The sequence below is a fragment of the Enterobacter sp. T2 genome (assembly GCF_010692925.1).
Taxonomy (GTDB): Bacteria; Pseudomonadota; Gammaproteobacteria; order Enterobacterales; family Enterobacteriaceae; genus Enterobacter; species Enterobacter kobei.
Genome location: NZ_CP048736.1, coordinates 68,001 through 84,101, shown reverse-complemented (window position 1 = coordinate 84,101; position 16,101 = coordinate 68,001). Strand labels below are relative to the sequence as shown.

At 56.5% G+C, this 16,101-nt stretch carries 11 protein-coding genes and 1 tRNA gene; 9 read left to right on the top strand and 3 right to left on the bottom strand.

Features of this window, described 5'->3' with window-relative positions:
• The first annotated feature begins 5 nt into the window (after positions 1-5).
• From spoT to recG, 3 genes are read left to right on the top strand one after another with little or no spacing between them, the layout of a single operon-like run.
• Positions 6-2,120 carry a bifunctional GTP diphosphokinase/guanosine-3',5'-bis pyrophosphate 3'-pyrophosphohydrolase gene (spoT, locus tag G0034_RS00420; RefSeq protein WP_014881976.1) on the top strand — a complete coding sequence of 705 codons (2,115 nt, stop codon included), beginning with the start codon at positions 6-8 and terminating at the stop codon, positions 2,118-2,120.
• Between the two features lie 4 nt (positions 2,121-2,124).
• On the top strand, positions 2,125-2,814 hold the full coding sequence (gene trmH / locus G0034_RS00415; RefSeq protein WP_179120413.1) for a tRNA (guanosine(18)-2'-O)-methyltransferase TrmH: 690 nt from the start codon (positions 2,125-2,127) through the stop codon (positions 2,812-2,814).
• 3 nt (positions 2,815-2,817) lie between these two features.
• A complete protein-coding gene (gene recG / locus G0034_RS00410; RefSeq protein WP_032635294.1) occupies positions 2,818-4,899 on the top strand; it encodes an ATP-dependent DNA helicase RecG in 2,082 nt (693 codons plus the stop codon).
• Between the two features lie 2 nt (positions 4,900-4,901).
• On the opposite strand, the gene gltS is transcribed toward recG, so the two are convergent.
• Positions 4,902-6,104, bottom strand: coding sequence for a sodium/glutamate symporter (gene gltS / locus G0034_RS00405; RefSeq protein WP_014881973.1), 1,203 nt, complete (start codon positions 6,102-6,104; stop codon positions 4,902-4,904).
• A gap of 224 nt (positions 6,105-6,328) precedes the next feature.
• Between gltS and xanP the strand changes: the two genes are divergently transcribed.
• Together xanP and G0034_RS00395 are read left to right on the top strand one after the other, a co-directional pair.
• On the top strand, positions 6,329-7,720 hold the full coding sequence (gene xanP, locus G0034_RS00400; RefSeq protein ID WP_179120412.1) for a xanthine/proton symporter XanP: 1,392 nt from the start codon (positions 6,329-6,331) through the stop codon (positions 7,718-7,720).
• 118 nt (positions 7,721-7,838) lie between these two features.
• On the top strand, positions 7,839-9,527 hold the full coding sequence (locus G0034_RS00395) for an AsmA family protein (protein WP_179120411.1): 1,689 nt from the start codon (positions 7,839-7,841) through the stop codon (positions 9,525-9,527).
• Between the two features lie 117 nt (positions 9,528-9,644).
• Here G0034_RS00395 and yicI read toward each other — a convergent pair whose 3' ends face one another.
• Complete coding sequence (yicI, locus tag G0034_RS00390; RefSeq protein WP_179120410.1) at positions 9,645-11,963, bottom strand: alpha-xylosidase; 2,319 nt, start codon at positions 11,961-11,963, stop codon at positions 9,645-9,647.
• A 12-nt stretch (positions 11,964-11,975) separates the two neighbouring features.
• On the bottom strand, positions 11,976-13,367 hold the full coding sequence (locus G0034_RS00385; RefSeq protein ID WP_047626543.1) for a glycoside-pentoside-hexuronide family transporter: 1,392 nt from the start codon (positions 13,365-13,367) through the stop codon (positions 11,976-11,978).
• A gap of 291 nt (positions 13,368-13,658) precedes the next feature.
• On the opposite strand from G0034_RS00385, the gene G0034_RS00380 reads away from it, so the two are divergent.
• The 4 genes from G0034_RS00380 (at position 13,659) to G0034_RS00365 (ending at position 16,061) form a co-directional block, all read left to right on the top strand.
• Positions 13,659-13,753 (top strand) — tRNA-Sec (locus G0034_RS00380).
• A 198-nt stretch (positions 13,754-13,951) separates the two neighbouring features.
• The gene (locus G0034_RS00375) at positions 13,952-14,932 is read left to right on the top strand and encodes an IS5-like element ISKpn26 family transposase (RefSeq protein ID WP_000019473.1); all 981 of its coding nucleotides are present in this window, start codon (positions 13,952-13,954) and stop codon (positions 14,930-14,932) included.
• Positions 14,914-15,801, top strand: coding sequence for a DUF3800 domain-containing protein (locus G0034_RS00370; RefSeq protein ID WP_286079226.1), 888 nt, complete (start codon positions 14,914-14,916; stop codon positions 15,799-15,801). Before G0034_RS00375 ends, G0034_RS00370 begins: the two co-directional genes overlap by 19 nt.
• Positions 15,801-16,061, top strand: a complete 261-nt coding sequence (locus G0034_RS00365; RefSeq protein WP_179120409.1) for a hypothetical protein — start codon at positions 15,801-15,803, stop codon at positions 16,059-16,061. The genes G0034_RS00370 and G0034_RS00365 overlap by 1 nt, the downstream gene beginning before the upstream one ends.
• Positions 16,062-16,101: the final 40 nt, after the last annotated feature.

Sequence of the window (16,101 nt, the reverse complement as noted above, 5' to 3'; positions counted from 1 at the left end):
CGCCCTTGTATCTGTTTGAAAGCCTGAATCAACTGATTCAAACCTACCTGCCTGAAGACCAGATTAAGCGTCTTCAGCAGGCGTATCTCGTTGCACGTGACGCTCACGAGGGCCAGACACGTTCAAGCGGTGAACCCTATATCACGCACCCTGTTGCGGTAGCCTGCATTCTGGCCGAGATGAAACTCGACTACGAAACGCTGATGGCTGCTCTGCTGCATGACGTGATCGAAGATACCCCTGCCACCTACCAGGATATGGAACAGCTGTTTGGCAAAAGCGTTGCCGAACTGGTGGAAGGGGTCTCTAAGCTTGATAAGCTGAAATTCCGCGACAAGAAAGAGGCGCAAGCCGAAAACTTCCGCAAGATGATTATGGCGATGGTGCAGGATATCCGCGTCATTCTCATCAAACTCGCTGACCGTACCCACAACATGCGCACGCTGGGCTCACTTCGCCCGGACAAGCGTCGCCGCATTGCTCGTGAAACCCTGGAAATTTACAGTCCGCTGGCGCACCGTTTAGGTATTCACCACATTAAAACCGAGCTGGAAGAGCTGGGTTTTGAAGCGTTATACCCGAACCGCTATCGCGTCATTAAAGAGGTGGTGAAAGCCGCACGCGGTAACCGTAAAGAGATGATTCAAAAGATCCTCTCGGAAATTGAAGGACGTTTACAGGAAGCAGGCATTCCGTGCCGTGTCAGCGGTCGCGAGAAACATCTGTACTCGATTTACTGCAAAATGGTGCTCAAAGAGCAGCGTTTTCACTCGATCATGGATATTTACGCGTTCCGCGTGATCGTCCACGATGCCGACACCTGCTATCGCGTGCTGGGGCAGATGCACAGCCTCTACAAACCGCGTCCGGGGCGTATGAAAGATTACATCGCCATTCCAAAAGCGAACGGCTATCAATCTTTGCATACCTCGATGATCGGCCCACACGGCGTGCCTGTCGAAGTGCAGATCCGCACCGAAGACATGGACCAGATGGCAGAGATGGGTGTCGCCGCGCACTGGGCGTATAAAGAGCACGGTGGCGAAAGCAGCACGACTGCACAGATCCGTGCCCAGCGCTGGATGCAGAGCCTGCTGGAACTGCAGCAGAGTGCGGGTAGCTCCTTTGAATTTATCGAGAGCGTGAAATCCGATCTCTTCCCGGATGAGATTTACGTTTTCACCCCAGAAGGTCGCATTGTCGAACTGCCTGCGGGCGCAACGCCGGTAGACTTTGCTTACGCAGTACATACCGATATCGGGCATGCCTGCGTGGGCGCACGCGTCGACAGACAGCCTTACCCGCTGTCTCAGCCGCTCTCCAGCGGCCAGACGGTAGAAATTATTACCGCACCGGGCGCACGTCCGAACGCGGCCTGGCTGAACTTTGTGGTGAGCTCCAAAGCGCGCGCCAAAATCCGCCAGTTGCTGAAAAACCTCAAGCGCGACGACTCCGTCAGCCTGGGACGCCGTCTGCTCAACCACGCGCTGGGTGGTAGCCGTAAGCTGGCTGAAATTCCACCAGAGCATATCCAGCGCGAACTCGACCGCATGAAGCTCACGTCTCTGGACGATCTGCTGGCGGAAATTGGTCTCGGTAACGCCATGAGCGTCGTGGTGGCGAAAAACCTGCAGCAGGGCGAAGCGATACCTTCTGCTCCAGGCGCATCCGGCCACGCTCATCTGCCAATCAAAGGCGCGGACGGGGTGCTGATCACCTTCGCGAAATGTTGCCGTCCAATCCCAGGTGACCCGATTATTGCGCACGTCAGCCCCGGCAAAGGGCTGGTTATCCACCATGAATCCTGTCGTAACATTCGCGGCTACCAGAAAGAAGCCGAGAAGTTTATGGCGGTCGAGTGGGACAAAGAGACGGCGCAGGAATTTATCACCGAAATTAAGGTGGATATGTTCAATCACCAAGGTGCCCTGGCAAACCTGACGGCAGCGATCAACACGGCCTCGTCCAACATTCAGAGCCTGAATACGGAAGAAAAAGACGGCCGCGTTTATAGCGCCTTTATTCGTCTGACCGCCCGCGACCGCGTGCATCTGGCGAATATTATGCGCAAGATCCGCGTCATGCCGGACGTGATTAAAGTTACCCGAAACCGAAACTAGGTTTATGAATTCAAAACGTTATACACGTATCTGCGAAATGCTCGCCAGGCGTCAACCTGACCTGACGGTCTGCATGGAGCAGGTTCATAAGCCTCATAACGTCTCTGCTATCGTTCGTACCGCAGACGCCGTCGGCGTGCATGAAGTGCACGCCGTCTGGCCGGGCACCCGCATGCGAAACATGGTGTCTGCTGCCGCAGGCAGCAACAGCTGGGTGTCCGTCAAAACGCATCAGACGATTGGTGAAGCCGTATCGCACCTGAAAGGCCGCGGTATGCAGGTTCTTGCGACTCACCTTTCTGCTAAAGCTGTGGATTTCCGCGAGATCGACTACACCCGCCCAACCTGCATTTTGATGGGGCAGGAGAAAACCGGGATCACCCAGGAAGCGCTGGATCTGGCGGATCAGGACATCATTATCCCGATGATCGGTATGGTTCAGTCCCTGAACGTGTCGGTTGCCTCTGCGCTGATTCTGTATGAAGCGCAGCGCCAGCGCCAGAACGCCGGAATGTACGAGCGCAGCAACAGTATGCTGCCGGAAGAGGAACAGCAGCGCCTGCTGTTTGAAGGCGGTTATCCGGTGCTGGCTCGCGTCGCGAAGCAGAAAAAATTGCCTTACCCCAACGTCAACGCGCAGGGCGAAATTGAAGCCGATGCCGAGTGGTGGTCTACCATGCAGTACGCCGGGTAACTGATGAAAGGCCGCCTGCTGGATGCCATTCCGCTCAATAGCCTTACGGGCGTGGGCGCGGCGCAAAGCAGTAAGCTGGCAAAAATTGGCCTGCATACCGTGCAGGATCTCCTCCTGCACCTCCCTCTGCGTTACGAAGACCGCACTCAGCTCTACAAAATTGGCGATCTGCTGCCTGCCATTTACGCCACCGTTGAAGGCGAAGTCCTGAACTGTAACATAACGTTTGGTGGACGCCGGATGATGACCTGTCAGATCAGCGACGGTACCGGCATTCTCACCATGCGTTTTTTCAACTTCAGCGCAGCGATGAAAAACAGCCTGGCGACAGGCCGCCGAGTGCTGGCCTATGGCGAAGCCAAACGCGGTAAATACGGCGCAGAGATGATCCACCCGGAGTACCGCGTGCAGGGCGACCTCAGCACACCGGAACTGCAGGAGACGCTTACGCCGGTTTACCCGACGACTGAAGGCATTAAGCAGGCAACGCTGCGTAAACTCACCGATCAGGCGCTGGAGCTGCTGGATACCTGCGCGATTACCGAACTTCTGCCCCCCGAGCTGGCACAGGGCATGATGAGCCTGCCAGAGGCATTGCGCACACTGCATCGTCCACCACCCACATTACAGCTCAGCGATTTAGAAAGCGGCAAACATCCCGCACAACGGCGTCTTATCCTTGAGGAATTACTGGCACATAACCTGAGCATGCTGGCGCTTCGCGCAGGCGCGCAGCGTTTCCACGCTCAGCCGTTAAGCCAGAATGATGCGCTCAAAGATAAGCTGCTGGCCTCTCTGCCGTTTAAGCCGACCGGCGCACAAGCGCGCGTAACGGCCGAGATTGAACGCGATATGGCACTCGACGTGCCGATGATGCGCCTGGTGCAGGGCGACGTCGGGTCCGGTAAAACGCTGGTTGCCGCCCTGGCAGCACTGCGCGCGATTGCCCACGGTAAACAGGTGGCGCTGATGGCGCCGACTGAGCTGCTGGCTGAACAGCACGCCAATAATTTCCGCGCCTGGTTCGCGCCGCTCGGGATTGAGGTAGGCTGGCTTGCCGGGAAGCAAAAAGGCAAAGCGCGTCTTGCGCAGCAGGAAGCCATCGCCAGCGGCCAGGTGCAGATGATTGTCGGCACACACGCTATCTTCCAGGAGCAGGTACAGTTTAACGGCCTTGCGCTGGTGATTATCGACGAACAGCACCGCTTCGGCGTGCATCAACGTCTGGCGCTGTGGGAAAAAGGGCTGCAGCAGGGCTTCCATCCGCATCAGCTGATCATGACCGCCACGCCAATCCCGCGCACCCTGGCGATGACCGCCTATGCCGATCTGGATACCTCCACCATCGATGAACTGCCGCCGGGGCGTACGCCGGTCACGACGGTCGCCATACCGGATACGCGCCGCAGCGATATCATCGACCGCGTGCGCAACGCCTGTACCCACGAAGGGCGTCAGGCCTATTGGGTCTGCACCCTGATTGAAGAGTCAGAACTGCTTGAGGCGCAGGCTGCTGAAGCAACGTGGGAAGAGCTAAAGCTGGCGCTGCCGGAGCTAAACGTGGGTCTGGTTCACGGGCGCATGAAGCCTGCCGAAAAACAGGCGGTGATGCAGGCGTTCAAACAGGGTGAGCTGCATTTACTGGTCGCGACGACGGTTATTGAAGTGGGCGTCGACGTCCCCAACTCCAGCCTGATGATCATCGAAAACCCGGAGCGTCTTGGCCTTGCTCAGCTCCACCAGCTGCGTGGGCGCGTTGGGCGTGGCGCAGTGGCCTCCCACTGCGTGCTGCTCTATAAAGCGCCGCTCTCAAAAACTGCCCAGATGCGTTTGCAGGTGCTGCGCGACAGCAACGACGGTTTTGTGATTGCACAAAAAGACCTTGAGATACGCGGCCCGGGCGAATTGCTGGGCACGCGTCAGACGGGAAATGCCGAATTTAAGGTGGCGGATTTGCTGCGCGATCAGGCCATGATCCCGGAAGTTCAGCGCCTCGCACGCCATATTCATGAACGCTACCCCGAACAGGCGGCAGCGTTAATTGAGCGCTGGATGCCGGAAACCGAGCGCTATTCCAACGCCTGATCTCAGGCAAACATCGGCAGCATCAGGTACAGCTTAATCACCAGCGCGTTGACGATATCAATAAAGAACGCCCCGACCATCGGCACCACCAGAAACGCCATGTGCGATGGCCCAAACCGTTCGGTGATCGCCTGCATGTTGGCAATAGCCGTTGGGGTTGCCCCCAGACCAAACCCGCAGTGGCCCGCTGCCAGCACCGCTGCATCGTAGTTTTTCCCCATCAGGCGCCAGGTCACGAACATGGCGTACAGCGCCATAAACAGTGCCTGCACCGCCAGAATCGCCACCATCGGCAGCGCCAGCGAGGCCAGCTCCCACAGTTTGAGGCTCATCAGCGCCATCGCCAGGAACAGCGACAGACAGACGTTACCGAGCACCGATACCGCACGTTCAAACACGCGGTAGAAGCCCATCAGCGCCAGACCGTTGCTCAGAATGACCCCGATAAATAACACGCAGACAAAGGTCGGAAGTTCAAACGCTGTACCCGCCAGCCATTGCGCAACCACTTTGCCCACGGTCAGGCAGATGGCAATCATCGCGATGGTTTCAATCAGTACCAGCGAGGTGATGCTGCGCCCGACATCCGGCTTTTCGAACGCGGTGGGCACCATTTCATCGTCCGGTCTGCCATTCGGCGTGGTGGAATGTTTAACGAGATAACGGGCCACCGGGCCGCCAATCAGGCCACCCAGCACCAGACCAAAGGTTGCGCAGGCCATCGCCACTTCCGTTGCGTTTTCAAAGCCGTAACGCTCGATAAACAGCTTACTCCACGCGGCTCCAGTACCATGGCCGCCTGACAGGGTAATCGAACCCGCCAGCAGACCCATCAGCGGATCCAGCCCCAGCAGCGTCGCCATGCCGATGCCAATGGCGTTTTGCATCAGCAGCAGTCCCACCACCACAATCAGAAATACGCCAAGCACCTTACCGCCAGAGCGCAGGCTCGCCAGGTTGGCGTTCAGGCCGATGGTGGCAAAGAAGGCCAGCATCAGCGGATCTTTCAGGGACATATCAAAATCAATTTCCCAGCCCATGCTTTTTTTCAGTACTAGCAGAGCCAGCGCCACCAGCAAACCACCGGCGACAGGTTCAGGAATGGTGTACTTTTTCAGAAAGGAAACACTGTGTACCAGCTTGCGACCAAGCAGCAGAACCAGCGTTGCGGCAACAAGGGTCGACAACGTATCGAGATGAATCATAAAAGGCTCCTGTTATGCGCGTGTTCCATACACACGCGGCGTTATCCTGGCCGGTTTGCGCTCTTCATGAGCCACCGGCGCAAAAAGTGTAATTTTTTTTCCCGACGGGTTGTAGAAAACCTGCTCACAACGGCAGATTTTCTTCCCTTTTTTTGCTGGCAATCGTTTGCTTTTACCAGGTGGTCAGATAAAATGCCCGCTTTTCCACCGTGGGATTGCCGCCGATGTCCGTTAACACCATAGAGTCGCCTGATGCGCAACCGATTGCGCAGAAGCAAAATAGCGAACTGATTTACCGCCTTGAAGATCGCCCGCCGCTGCCTCAGACGCTTTTCGCGGCCTGCCAGCATCTTCTGGCGATGTTTGTCGCGGTGATCACCCCGGCGCTGCTGATCTGCCAGGCGCTCGGTTTACCGGCGCAGGATACGCAGCACATCATCAGTATGTCCCTCTTCGCCTCTGGCGTGGCCTCAATTATTCAAATTAAAGCGTGGGGTCCGGTGGGGTCGGGATTATTGTCGATCCAGGGTACCAGCTTTAACTTCGTGGCACCGCTGATCATGGGCGGCACAGCCCTGAAAACCGGCGGTGCGGATATCCCGACCATGATGGCGGCGCTGTTCGGCACCCTGATGCTGGCAAGCTGCACGGAGATGGTCATCTCCCGCGTGCTGCATCTGGCGCGCCGCGTCATTACCCCGCTGGTCTCCGGCGTGGTGGTGATGATTATCGGCCTGTCGCTGATTCAGGTCGGCCTCACCTCCATCGGCGGCGGCTATGCCGCAATGAGCGACCATACCTTCGGCGCGCCGAAAAACCTGCTGCTGGCGGGCGTCGTGCTGGCGATCATTATTCTGCTTAACCGCCAGCGTAACCCTTACCTGCGCGTGGCTTCTCTGGTGATCGCCATGGCAGCCGGTTATCTGCTGGCGTGGGCGCTGGGCATGTTGCCGGAGAACACCGCACCGACCAACAGCGCGCTGATCACCGTCCCCACGCCGCTGTACTACGGTCTGGGCATTGACTGGGGTCTGCTCCTGCCGCTGATGCTGGTCTTTATGATCACCTCTCTGGAGACCATCGGCGATATCACCGCTACCTCCGACGTCTCCGAGCAGCCGGTGTCCGGCCCGCTGTACATGAAGCGCCTGAAAGGCGGTGTGCTGGCGAACGGCCTGAACTCGTTTGTTTCTGCGGTATTCAATACCTTCCCGAACTCCTGCTTCGGCCAGAACAACGGCGTGATCCAGCTGACCGGCGTCGCCAGCCGCTACGTGGGTTTTGTGGTGGCGCTGATGCTGATCGTCCTCGGCCTGTTCCCGGCGGTGAGCGGCTTTGTGCAGCACATTCCTGAGCCGGTGCTGGGTGGCGCAACGCTGGTGATGTTCGGGACTATCGCAGCGTCCGGGGTGCGTATCGTCTCCCGCGAACCGCTGAACCGCCGGGCAATCATGATTATCGCGCTGTCGCTGGCCGTGGGTCTGGGCGTTTCTCAGCAGCCGCTGATCCTGCAGTTTGCCCCTGACTGGGTGAAAAACCTGCTCTCTTCCGGCATCGCCGCGGGCGGTATCACCGCTATTGTGCTAAACCTCGTTTTCCCGCCTGAAAAGAACTGATCCCCTTCACGGCAGGCAGTCAATGCCTGCCGTGACATCTATTTACACCATTCCCGCCTTGAGGATTGCGCATAAATCGTGCATAACTCCCTTATGTACGTTTGCGGGATGGAAGACCATGAAATTTATTGGAAAGCTGCTCGTCTATCTTCTGGTAGCCCTGCTCATTGTGATACTGGCGCTCTATATTCTGCTCCAGACCCGCTGGGGCGCGGCTCAGGTCAGCAGCTGGGTGACGGTGAATACCGATTACGAACTCAGTTTCGACAAGATGAATCACCGCTTTTCGTCGCCTTCCCATCTTATTCTGGAAAACGTCACCTTCGGGCGGGACGGTAAACCTGCCACGCTGGTAGCCAAAAAAGTTGATATCGGCCTGAGCAGCCGTCAGGTGACCGATCCGCTGCATATGGACGCCATTACCCTTTTCGATGGCACGCTGAACCTCTCGCCGCAGACGGCACCGCTGCCCTTGCAGGCCGATCGTCTTCAACTGAGCAACATGGCCTTTAACAGCCCGAATACCGAATGGGATCTGAGCGCGCAGAAGGTGACGGGCGGCGTCAGCCCATGGCAGCCGGAAGCCGGCAACGTGCTGGGGAAAAACGCGCAGATTCAGATGAGCGCAGGCTCGCTGACCCTCAACGGCGTCCCGGCCACCAACGTGTTAATTGAGGGCCAGCTTAACGGCAAGGAGGTGGTGCTAAACACTATCGGGGCCGATATGGCGCGCGGTTCGCTCACCGGCTCCGCCCTGCGTAACGCCGACGGAAGCTGGGTTATCGATACCCTGCGTCTGAATGAGATCCGCCTGCAGAGCGACAACACGCTGAAAGCCTTCTTTGCCCCGCTGGCCACCATCCCTTCTCTGCAAATAGGCCGTCTGGAGGTCACCGACGCCCGGCTGCAGGGCCCGGACTGGGCGGTGACCGACCTCGATTTAAGCCTGCGCAACCTGACGATAAGCAAAGGCGACTGGCAAAGTCAGGACGGGCGTTTGTCCATGAACGCCAGCGAGTTTATCTACGGCTCGCTGCATCTGTTTGACCCGATCCTGAACGCAGAGTTTTCCCCGCAGGGTATGGCGCTGCGCCAGTTTACCTCCCGCTGGGAAGGCGGTATGGTGCGCACCTCCGGCAACTGGCTGCGCGACGGCAAAGCGCTGGTGCTGGACGATGTCGCCATCGCCGGTCTGGAGTACACCCTGCCGCAGAACTGGAAAACGCTGTGGATGGAGCCGCTACCGGAATGGCTGAACAGCGTCACGCTGCAAAAATTCGGCCTGAGCCGCAACCTGGTGATCGACATCGATCCCGCCTTCCCGTGGCAGATCACCTCCCTGGATGGCTACGGTGCCAACCTGCAGCTGGTGAAAGACCGCCAGTGGGGCGTGTGGAGCGGCAGCGCAACCCTGAACGGCGCGGTGGCGACCTTTAACCGCGTGGACGTGCGCCGTCCGTCGCTGGCGTTGAATGCCAACGCCGCCACGGTGAACATTACCGACCTGAGCGCATTTACCGAGAAAGGCATTCTGGAAGCGACGGCGACGGTTTCGCAGTTGCCGCAACGGCAAACCACCGTGAGCCTGAACGGGCGCGGCGTGCCGCTCAACGTGCTGCAGCAGTGGGGCTGGCCAGCGCTACCGGTGACGGGCGACGGCAATATTCAACTCACCGCCAGCGGTAGCGTGCAGGCCAATGCGCCGCTGAAGCCAACGGTGAACGGCAAGCTGAGCGCGGTGAATATGGATAAACAGCAGGTAGAGCAGACGATGACGGGTGGCATTGTTTCAACACCCGTGCAATAAATAAGCCGGGTGGCGGTTTTAATCCCTCTCCCTGTGGGAGAGGGTCAGGGTGAGGGCATCAGACCGCATAATTACCGTAGGCCCGGTAAGCGAAGCGCCACCGGGCATTTTTATCGCTCAGAGGTGAACCACCACCTCATTCCCCTCCGCTTTCACCACCACGCCCCACTCGCTTCCCGCATGTGAACCGCCTTTCACGCCGCCCACCTTCTGCACGTTGCGCAAGCACACCGACCAGTTTCGCGCATCACCCACACCGGTCAGGGTCACGGTATCACCCTCTCGCGACGCTTTCAGCGTAAACGCCACCGCGCCGTCCGCCGCAGGCACTTCACTCACCGCCGTTGCGCCATCCTCCAGGTTAAACAGCTGGAAGGCCGTGCCTTCGTTCCACGCATAGTCTGGTTTCTGGCTGTTACTGCCCAGCGCCAGCAGGGTGTTATCGCGCACATAGACTGGCAGGCTGCGGAAGTTGTGCTGTTGCTTATGCCAGCGGCTACCCTGAATTTCGTCGTTATGCCACAGGTGCGTCCAGCGTCCTTCCGGCAGATAAAACTGTACGTCACCCGCTTCGGAGAACACCGGCGCGACCATCACCGCATCCCCCAGCATGTACTGGCGGTCAAGATAATCGCACGCCGGATCGTCCGGGAACTCCAGCATCATCGCCCGCAGCATCGGCGTACCGCACTCGCGTGCCAGCGCCGCCTGACGGTACAGATACGGCATCATCCGGCACTTCAGCTGCGTAAAGTGGCGCACCACGTCGCAGGACTCGTCATCATACGCCCACGGCACGCGGTAAGATTTACTGCCGTGCAGGCGGCTGTGGCTGGATAAAAGCCCGAACGCGCACCAGCGCTTGTAGACGTGCGCCGGGGCGGTGTTTTCGAATCCGCCGATATCGTGGCTCCAGAACCCAAAGCCGGACAGGCCAATCGACAGCCCGCCGCGCAGGCTTTCCGCCATCGACTCATAGTTGGCGTAGCAGTCGCCGCCCCAGTGAACCGGGAACTGTTGCGCGCCCACGGATGCGGAGCGGGCAAACAGCACCGCCTCTTGCTCACCCACGGTCTCTTTCAGCACGTTCCACACCAGCGCGTTGTAGATGTAGGCGTAATGGTTATGCATCTTCTGTGGATCGGATCCGTCAAACCACTGCACGTCCGTCGGGATGCGCTCGCCGAAGTCGGTCTTAAAGCAGTCGACGCCGATGTCCACCAGGCCTTTCAGCTTGTCGGCATACCACCGGCACGCTTCCGGGTTAGTGAAGTCATAAATTGCCAGCCCCGGCTGCCACTTGTCCCACTGCCACAGGGAGCCGTCCGGGCGCTTGAGCAGGTAGCCCTTCTCTTTCAGTTCGCGAAATACCGGCGACTTCTGGCCGATGTACGGGTTAATCCACACGCAGACCTTCAGCCCTTTCTCCTTCAGGCGGCGGATCATCCCTTCCGGATCCGGGAAGGTCACCGGGTCCCACTCAAAATCACACCACTGGAAGGCCTTCATCCAGAAGCAGTCGAAGTGGAAGACGTGCAGGGGCAGGTCGCGCTCGGCCATGCCGTCGATAAAGCTGTTAACCGTCGCTTCGTCGTAGTTGGTGGTGAACGACGTGGTCAGCCACAGGCCGAATGACCACGCGGGCGGCAGCGCCGGGCGTCCGGTGAACCGCGTATAGCGGTTGAGCACCTCTTTTGGCGTCGGGCCGTCGATCACGAAGTACTCCAGATACTCCCCTTCAACGCTGAACTGCACTTTGGAGACTTTCTCCGAACCCACTTCGAACGAGACGTTTCCCGGGTGATTCACCAGCACGCCGTAGCCGCGATTGGTCAGATAAAACGGGATGTTTTTGTAGGACTGCTCGGTGCTGGTGCCGCCGTCGCGGTTCCACGTTTCGATCGTCTGGCCGTTGCGCACCAGGGCGGTAAAGCGCTCGCCCAGACCGTAGACCGTTTCGCCCACTCCGAGGTCGAGACGTTCAAACAGGTAATTGCGATCGGTGTTGGTGTCCTGCACGTAACCGTTGTTTTTCAGCTGGCTGCCGGTAATGCGCTGGCCGTTGCGCAGGAAGTCCAGCGCCCAGAACTCCCCTTTGGTGACGCGCACGCTGACGCTACCGCTTTTCAGCTCGGCAAATTCCGCGTTGTTTTCAATCTCGACCTTCACGTCTTTCAGCACGTTCAGCGGATAGTGCGGGCCGTTGTCCAGCGCGCCCTGGAAGTGCTCGATGCGCACCCCGACAGTCCCCTCCTGTGGGGCAAACAGGCGCACCGTGAACATGAGCGTGTCGAGCTGCCAGGTGCGCTCACGCACGTCGCGCGGCGCCACGTACACCACCAGGTCATTGCCCTGCTGCTCCACGTCGAACACCTGTACCGGATACGTCACGTTCAGACCCGGTTGAATAAGCCAGTTTCCATCACTGATTTTCATGCTTTCGTCCTCTTAGTTCTGCAATTCTTTGCTGACCGGCAGGTTTTCAAACTCCTGCTGATTGCGGCGCGCACCCTGCGCCAGCTCGCCCAGGATTTTGGTCAGGAAGGGGGTTTTCAGCGTGTAGTAGCGTTTAGCGATAATGGCGCTCAGCACGTAGCAGACCGCCGGGGCCAGGGTAAACAGGCCGATAATGATGCTGATGGTCGCGCTGTTCTGGGTTTTGGCTGCCGCGTCGTAGCCGCCGCCTGCCAGCATCCAGCCGATCATCGCCCCGCCCAGCGCCAGGCCAAGCTTCAGCACGAACAGCGTGCCCGCAAAGCTGATCCCGGTCAGGCGTTTGCCGTTGGTCCATTCGCCATAGTCGACGGTATCGGACATCATTACCCACTGGATCGGCGTCACCAGCTGGTGCAGCACGCCGATGACGAAGATAAAGGCGAACATCACCACGGTGGCATGCATCGGCACGAAGAACATCGCCACGCTCACCACCGCCAGCGCGGCGTTGGTCCACCAGAAGATGCTGACCTTACACTTCCAGTCGGTGAGCGGTTTCGCCAGCGCGGAGCCGATCAGGTTGCCGACGCAGTAGGTGGTGAGGAACGCGACGAACACTTCCGGCGAGCCCATGATCCAGGTGCAGTAGTACATCATCGCGCCGCCGCGCACGCAGACGGCGAGGATGTTGAGGATGGTCAGCACGCCAACGATGCGCCACTGATCGTTGCGCCAGATGTCGCGCAGGTCTTCCCGCATGGCGGTGGTGCTCGGCGGCACCTGGATGCGCTCTTTGGTGGTGAAGAAGCAGAACGCCAGCATCAGGAACGCGACCACCGACAGGACGGCGATCCCGCCCTGGAAGCCGAACGCTTTATCGTCGCCGCCAATCAGGTTCACCAGCGGCATCATCAGCACTGTGGAGAGCATGCCGCCCGCCGTCGCAAGCACGAAGCGCCAGGATTGCAGGGAGATACGCTGCGTCGGGTCGTTGGTGATCACCCCGCCCAATGCGCAGTACGGGATGTTAACCACGGTGTAGAGCAGGGTCAGCAGCGTATAGGTAACGGCGGCGTAAACCATTTTGCCGTTAAGACTGAGGTCCGGCGTGGTGTAGGCCAGTACGCAGACGATGCCGAACGGGATGGCGCCGAACAAAATCCACGGGCGGAACTTGCCCCAGCGGCTGCGGGTGCGGTCGGCAATCAGCCCCATGCACGGGTCGGAGATTGCATCCAGCGCACGGGCGAGCAGGAACATGGTGCCGACAAACCCGGCGGGAATGCCGAAAATATCGGTGTAGAAAAACATCATATACAACATGACGTTATCAAAAATGATGTGGCTGGCGGCGTCTCCCATGCCGTAGCCAATCTTCTCTTTTACTGACAATACTTCGCTCATCTTTTATTCATCCTTCACGCTGTAGGGGGCGCTGAGACCGGTTGCATTGGTTTTAAACCATTGTTTCATGAGCGGGTATTGCGTTTTCTGGTTAGCAGATTACGTTTCTTGTTTTTTGTGATCGCGGTAAATGTCGGAGAGCACAAAACGCTAACCTGAGGATTTTCTTAAGAATTAACTGAAACAGGGGGGTACAGGTCAAAAGAGAGGTGAAAAAAGTGTGTCGGGGTATGTGGTAAATGCCTGAAAGTAGCTATAATGCGCCCCGCCTCCATGTAGCAATGCAGGCGCGGAAGATCGTCATCTCCGGTGAGGTGGCTGGACTTCAAATCCAGTTGGGGACGCCAGCGTTCCCGGGCAGGTTCGACTCCTGTGATCTTCCGCCAATTTATTGATTTTAATGATTTTTAGTCCTTTTTAGATACATCCTTTTAAGCATATCTCCATCGTTTTTTCCCTATTCCTTTTTCAAGATTGCACTTACTCCAAAATTCTAGGAAAATCACCCAATGCTAGGGAAGGTGCGAACAAGTTCCTGATATGAGATCATCATATTCATCCGGAGCGCATCCCAGAGGGACATCATGAGCCATCAACTCACCTTCGCCGATAGTGAATTCAGCACTAAGCGCCGTCAGACCCGAAAAGAGATTTTCCTCTCCCGCATGGAGCAGATTCTGCCATGGCAAAACATGGTGGAAGTCATCGAGCCGTTTTATCCCAAGGCGGGCAATGGCCGACGGCCCTATCCGCTGGAGACCATGCTGCGTATTCACTGCATGCAGCATTGGTACAACCTGAGCGACGGTGCCATGGAAGATGCCCTGTACGAAATCGCCTCCATGCGCCTGTTTGCCCGATTATCCCTGGATAGCGCCCTGCCGGATCGCACCACCATCATGAATTTCCGCCACCTGCTCGAGCAGCATCAACTGGCCCGTCAATTGTTCAAGACCATCAATCGCTGGCTGGCCGAAGCAGGCGTCATGATGACCCAAGGCACTTTGGTGGATGCCACCATCATTGAGGCACCCAGCTCTACCAAGAACAAAGAGCAGCAACGCGATCCGGAGATGCATCAGACCAAGAAAGGCAATCAGTGGCACTTTGGCATGAAGGCCCACATTGGTGTCGATGCCAAGAGTGGCCTGACCCACAGCCTAGTCACCACCGCGGCCAACGAGCATGACCTCAATCAGCTGGGTAATCTGCTTCATGGAGAGGAGCAATTTGTCTCAGCCGATGCCGGCTACCAAGGAGCGCCACAGCGCGAGGAGCTGGCCGAGGTGGATGTGGACTGGCTGATCGCCGAGCGTCCCGGCAAGGTAAAAACCTTGAAGCAGCATCCGCGCAAGAACAAAACGGCCATCAACATCGAATACATGAAAGCCAGCATCCGTGCCAGGGTGGAGCACCCGTTTCGCATCATCAAGCGGCAGTTCGGCTTCGTGAAAGCCAGATACAAAGGGCTGCTGAAAAACGATAACCAACTGGCGATGTTATTCACCCTGGCCAACCTGTTTCGGGTGGACCAAATGATACGTCAGTGGGAGAGATCTCAGTAAAAACCGGAAATAACGCCAGAAATGGTGGAAAAAATAGCCTAAATAGGCTGATTCGATGTGTTTGCGGGAAAAAAATCGGCCCAGATCCGCGAAATTTTAATCAGCGAGTCAGCTTGGGAAGAAATGACCTGCTTATTCGCACCTTCCCTAGTATGGAGAAAGACATTTTGAACACTAAGACCTTTAACGTGTTTTGCGATGAATCATGTCATCTTTTAAATGATCACCAAGAAGTTATGGTGATAGGTGCTACATGGTGTCCTGACTCAATTACAAAGAAAATTTCCCGCGATATCAGAGCGATAAAAGTAAAACACGGTTTAAGCGAAGAGTTCGAAATAAAATGGACCAAAGTATCCAAATCTAAGGTTTCATTTTATTTAGAATTAGTTGACTATTTTTTTGCTAATCAAGCATTACGTTTTAGAGCGGTTATAGTTCCCCATAAAAGTAGGCTAGACCATCATAGATTCAACCAAGATCATAATACATTTTATTATAAAATTTGCTTCTATTTATTGAAAAATATAATTGAAAACCAGAGTTTATATAGAGTTTACTTCGACATAAAAGACACCCTTGGAATCGAAAAGATTGAAAAGTTAAGAAGAGTTCTTCATAATTCGGGTTATGATTTTAATAGGGATTCAATCCAAAGAATTCAGCATATACGTTCTCACGAAGTTCAACAACTACAACTAGCTGATTTATTTATAGGAGCTTTAGGTTATCTTCATAGAGGTTTGAATACAAATGAAGGTAAATTACAGATCATCGAAAAAATAAGGTTTTATACTAATAGAGATCTATTAAGAAGTACGTTACCTACCGAGCGAAAATTCAACGTTTTTGTTTGGGAGTCACGCTAATGCTCGAAATGCCCGATCTGCTCGAATTTTCTGGTGACTGGTCATTATATATTGAAGAGGTCTACAATGAATTCCAGCATTCATTTCTTAGTTCTGGCATCCGATTTCGGGGTCTTCCGGTTCAACCTCGTTTCACTCCTGAGTATGATGGAAAAGAATTTGGGTTTTGGCATTTGACTTCTGAAGGTGAAAAAGAAGAAGAAAGAACGCCCGATCTTTCACGGTGTGCTAGGGAAGGTGCGAACAAGTTCCTGATATGAGATCATCATATTCATCCGGAGCGCATCCCAGAGGGACATC

What these genes read in the sequence shown, in the direction of transcription:
- trmH (WP_179120413.1), top strand. Translation starts at nt 2,125, where the DNA reads ATGAATTCAAAACGTTATACACGTATCTGCGAAATGCTCGCCAGGCGT.
- recG (WP_032635294.1), top strand. Translation starts at nt 2,818, where the DNA reads ATGAAAGGCCGCCTGCTGGATGCCATTCCGCTCAATAGCCTTACGGGC.
- gltS (WP_014881973.1), bottom strand. Translation starts at nt 6,104, where the DNA reads ATGATTCATCTCGATACGTTGTCGACCCTTGTTGCCGCAACGCTGGTT.
- xanP (WP_179120412.1), top strand. Translation starts at nt 6,329, where the DNA reads ATGTCCGTTAACACCATAGAGTCGCCTGATGCGCAACCGATTGCGCAG.
- G0034_RS00395 (WP_179120411.1), top strand. Translation starts at nt 7,839, where the DNA reads ATGAAATTTATTGGAAAGCTGCTCGTCTATCTTCTGGTAGCCCTGCTC.
- yicI (WP_179120410.1), bottom strand. Translation starts at nt 11,963, where the DNA reads ATGAAAATCAGTGATGGAAACTGGCTTATTCAACCGGGTCTGAACGTG.
- G0034_RS00385 (WP_047626543.1), bottom strand. Translation starts at nt 13,367, where the DNA reads ATGAGCGAAGTATTGTCAGTAAAAGAGAAGATTGGCTACGGCATGGGA.
- G0034_RS00375 (WP_000019473.1), top strand. Translation starts at nt 13,952, where the DNA reads ATGAGCCATCAACTCACCTTCGCCGATAGTGAATTCAGCACTAAGCGC.
- G0034_RS00365 (WP_179120409.1), top strand. Translation starts at nt 15,801, where the DNA reads ATGCTCGAAATGCCCGATCTGCTCGAATTTTCTGGTGACTGGTCATTA.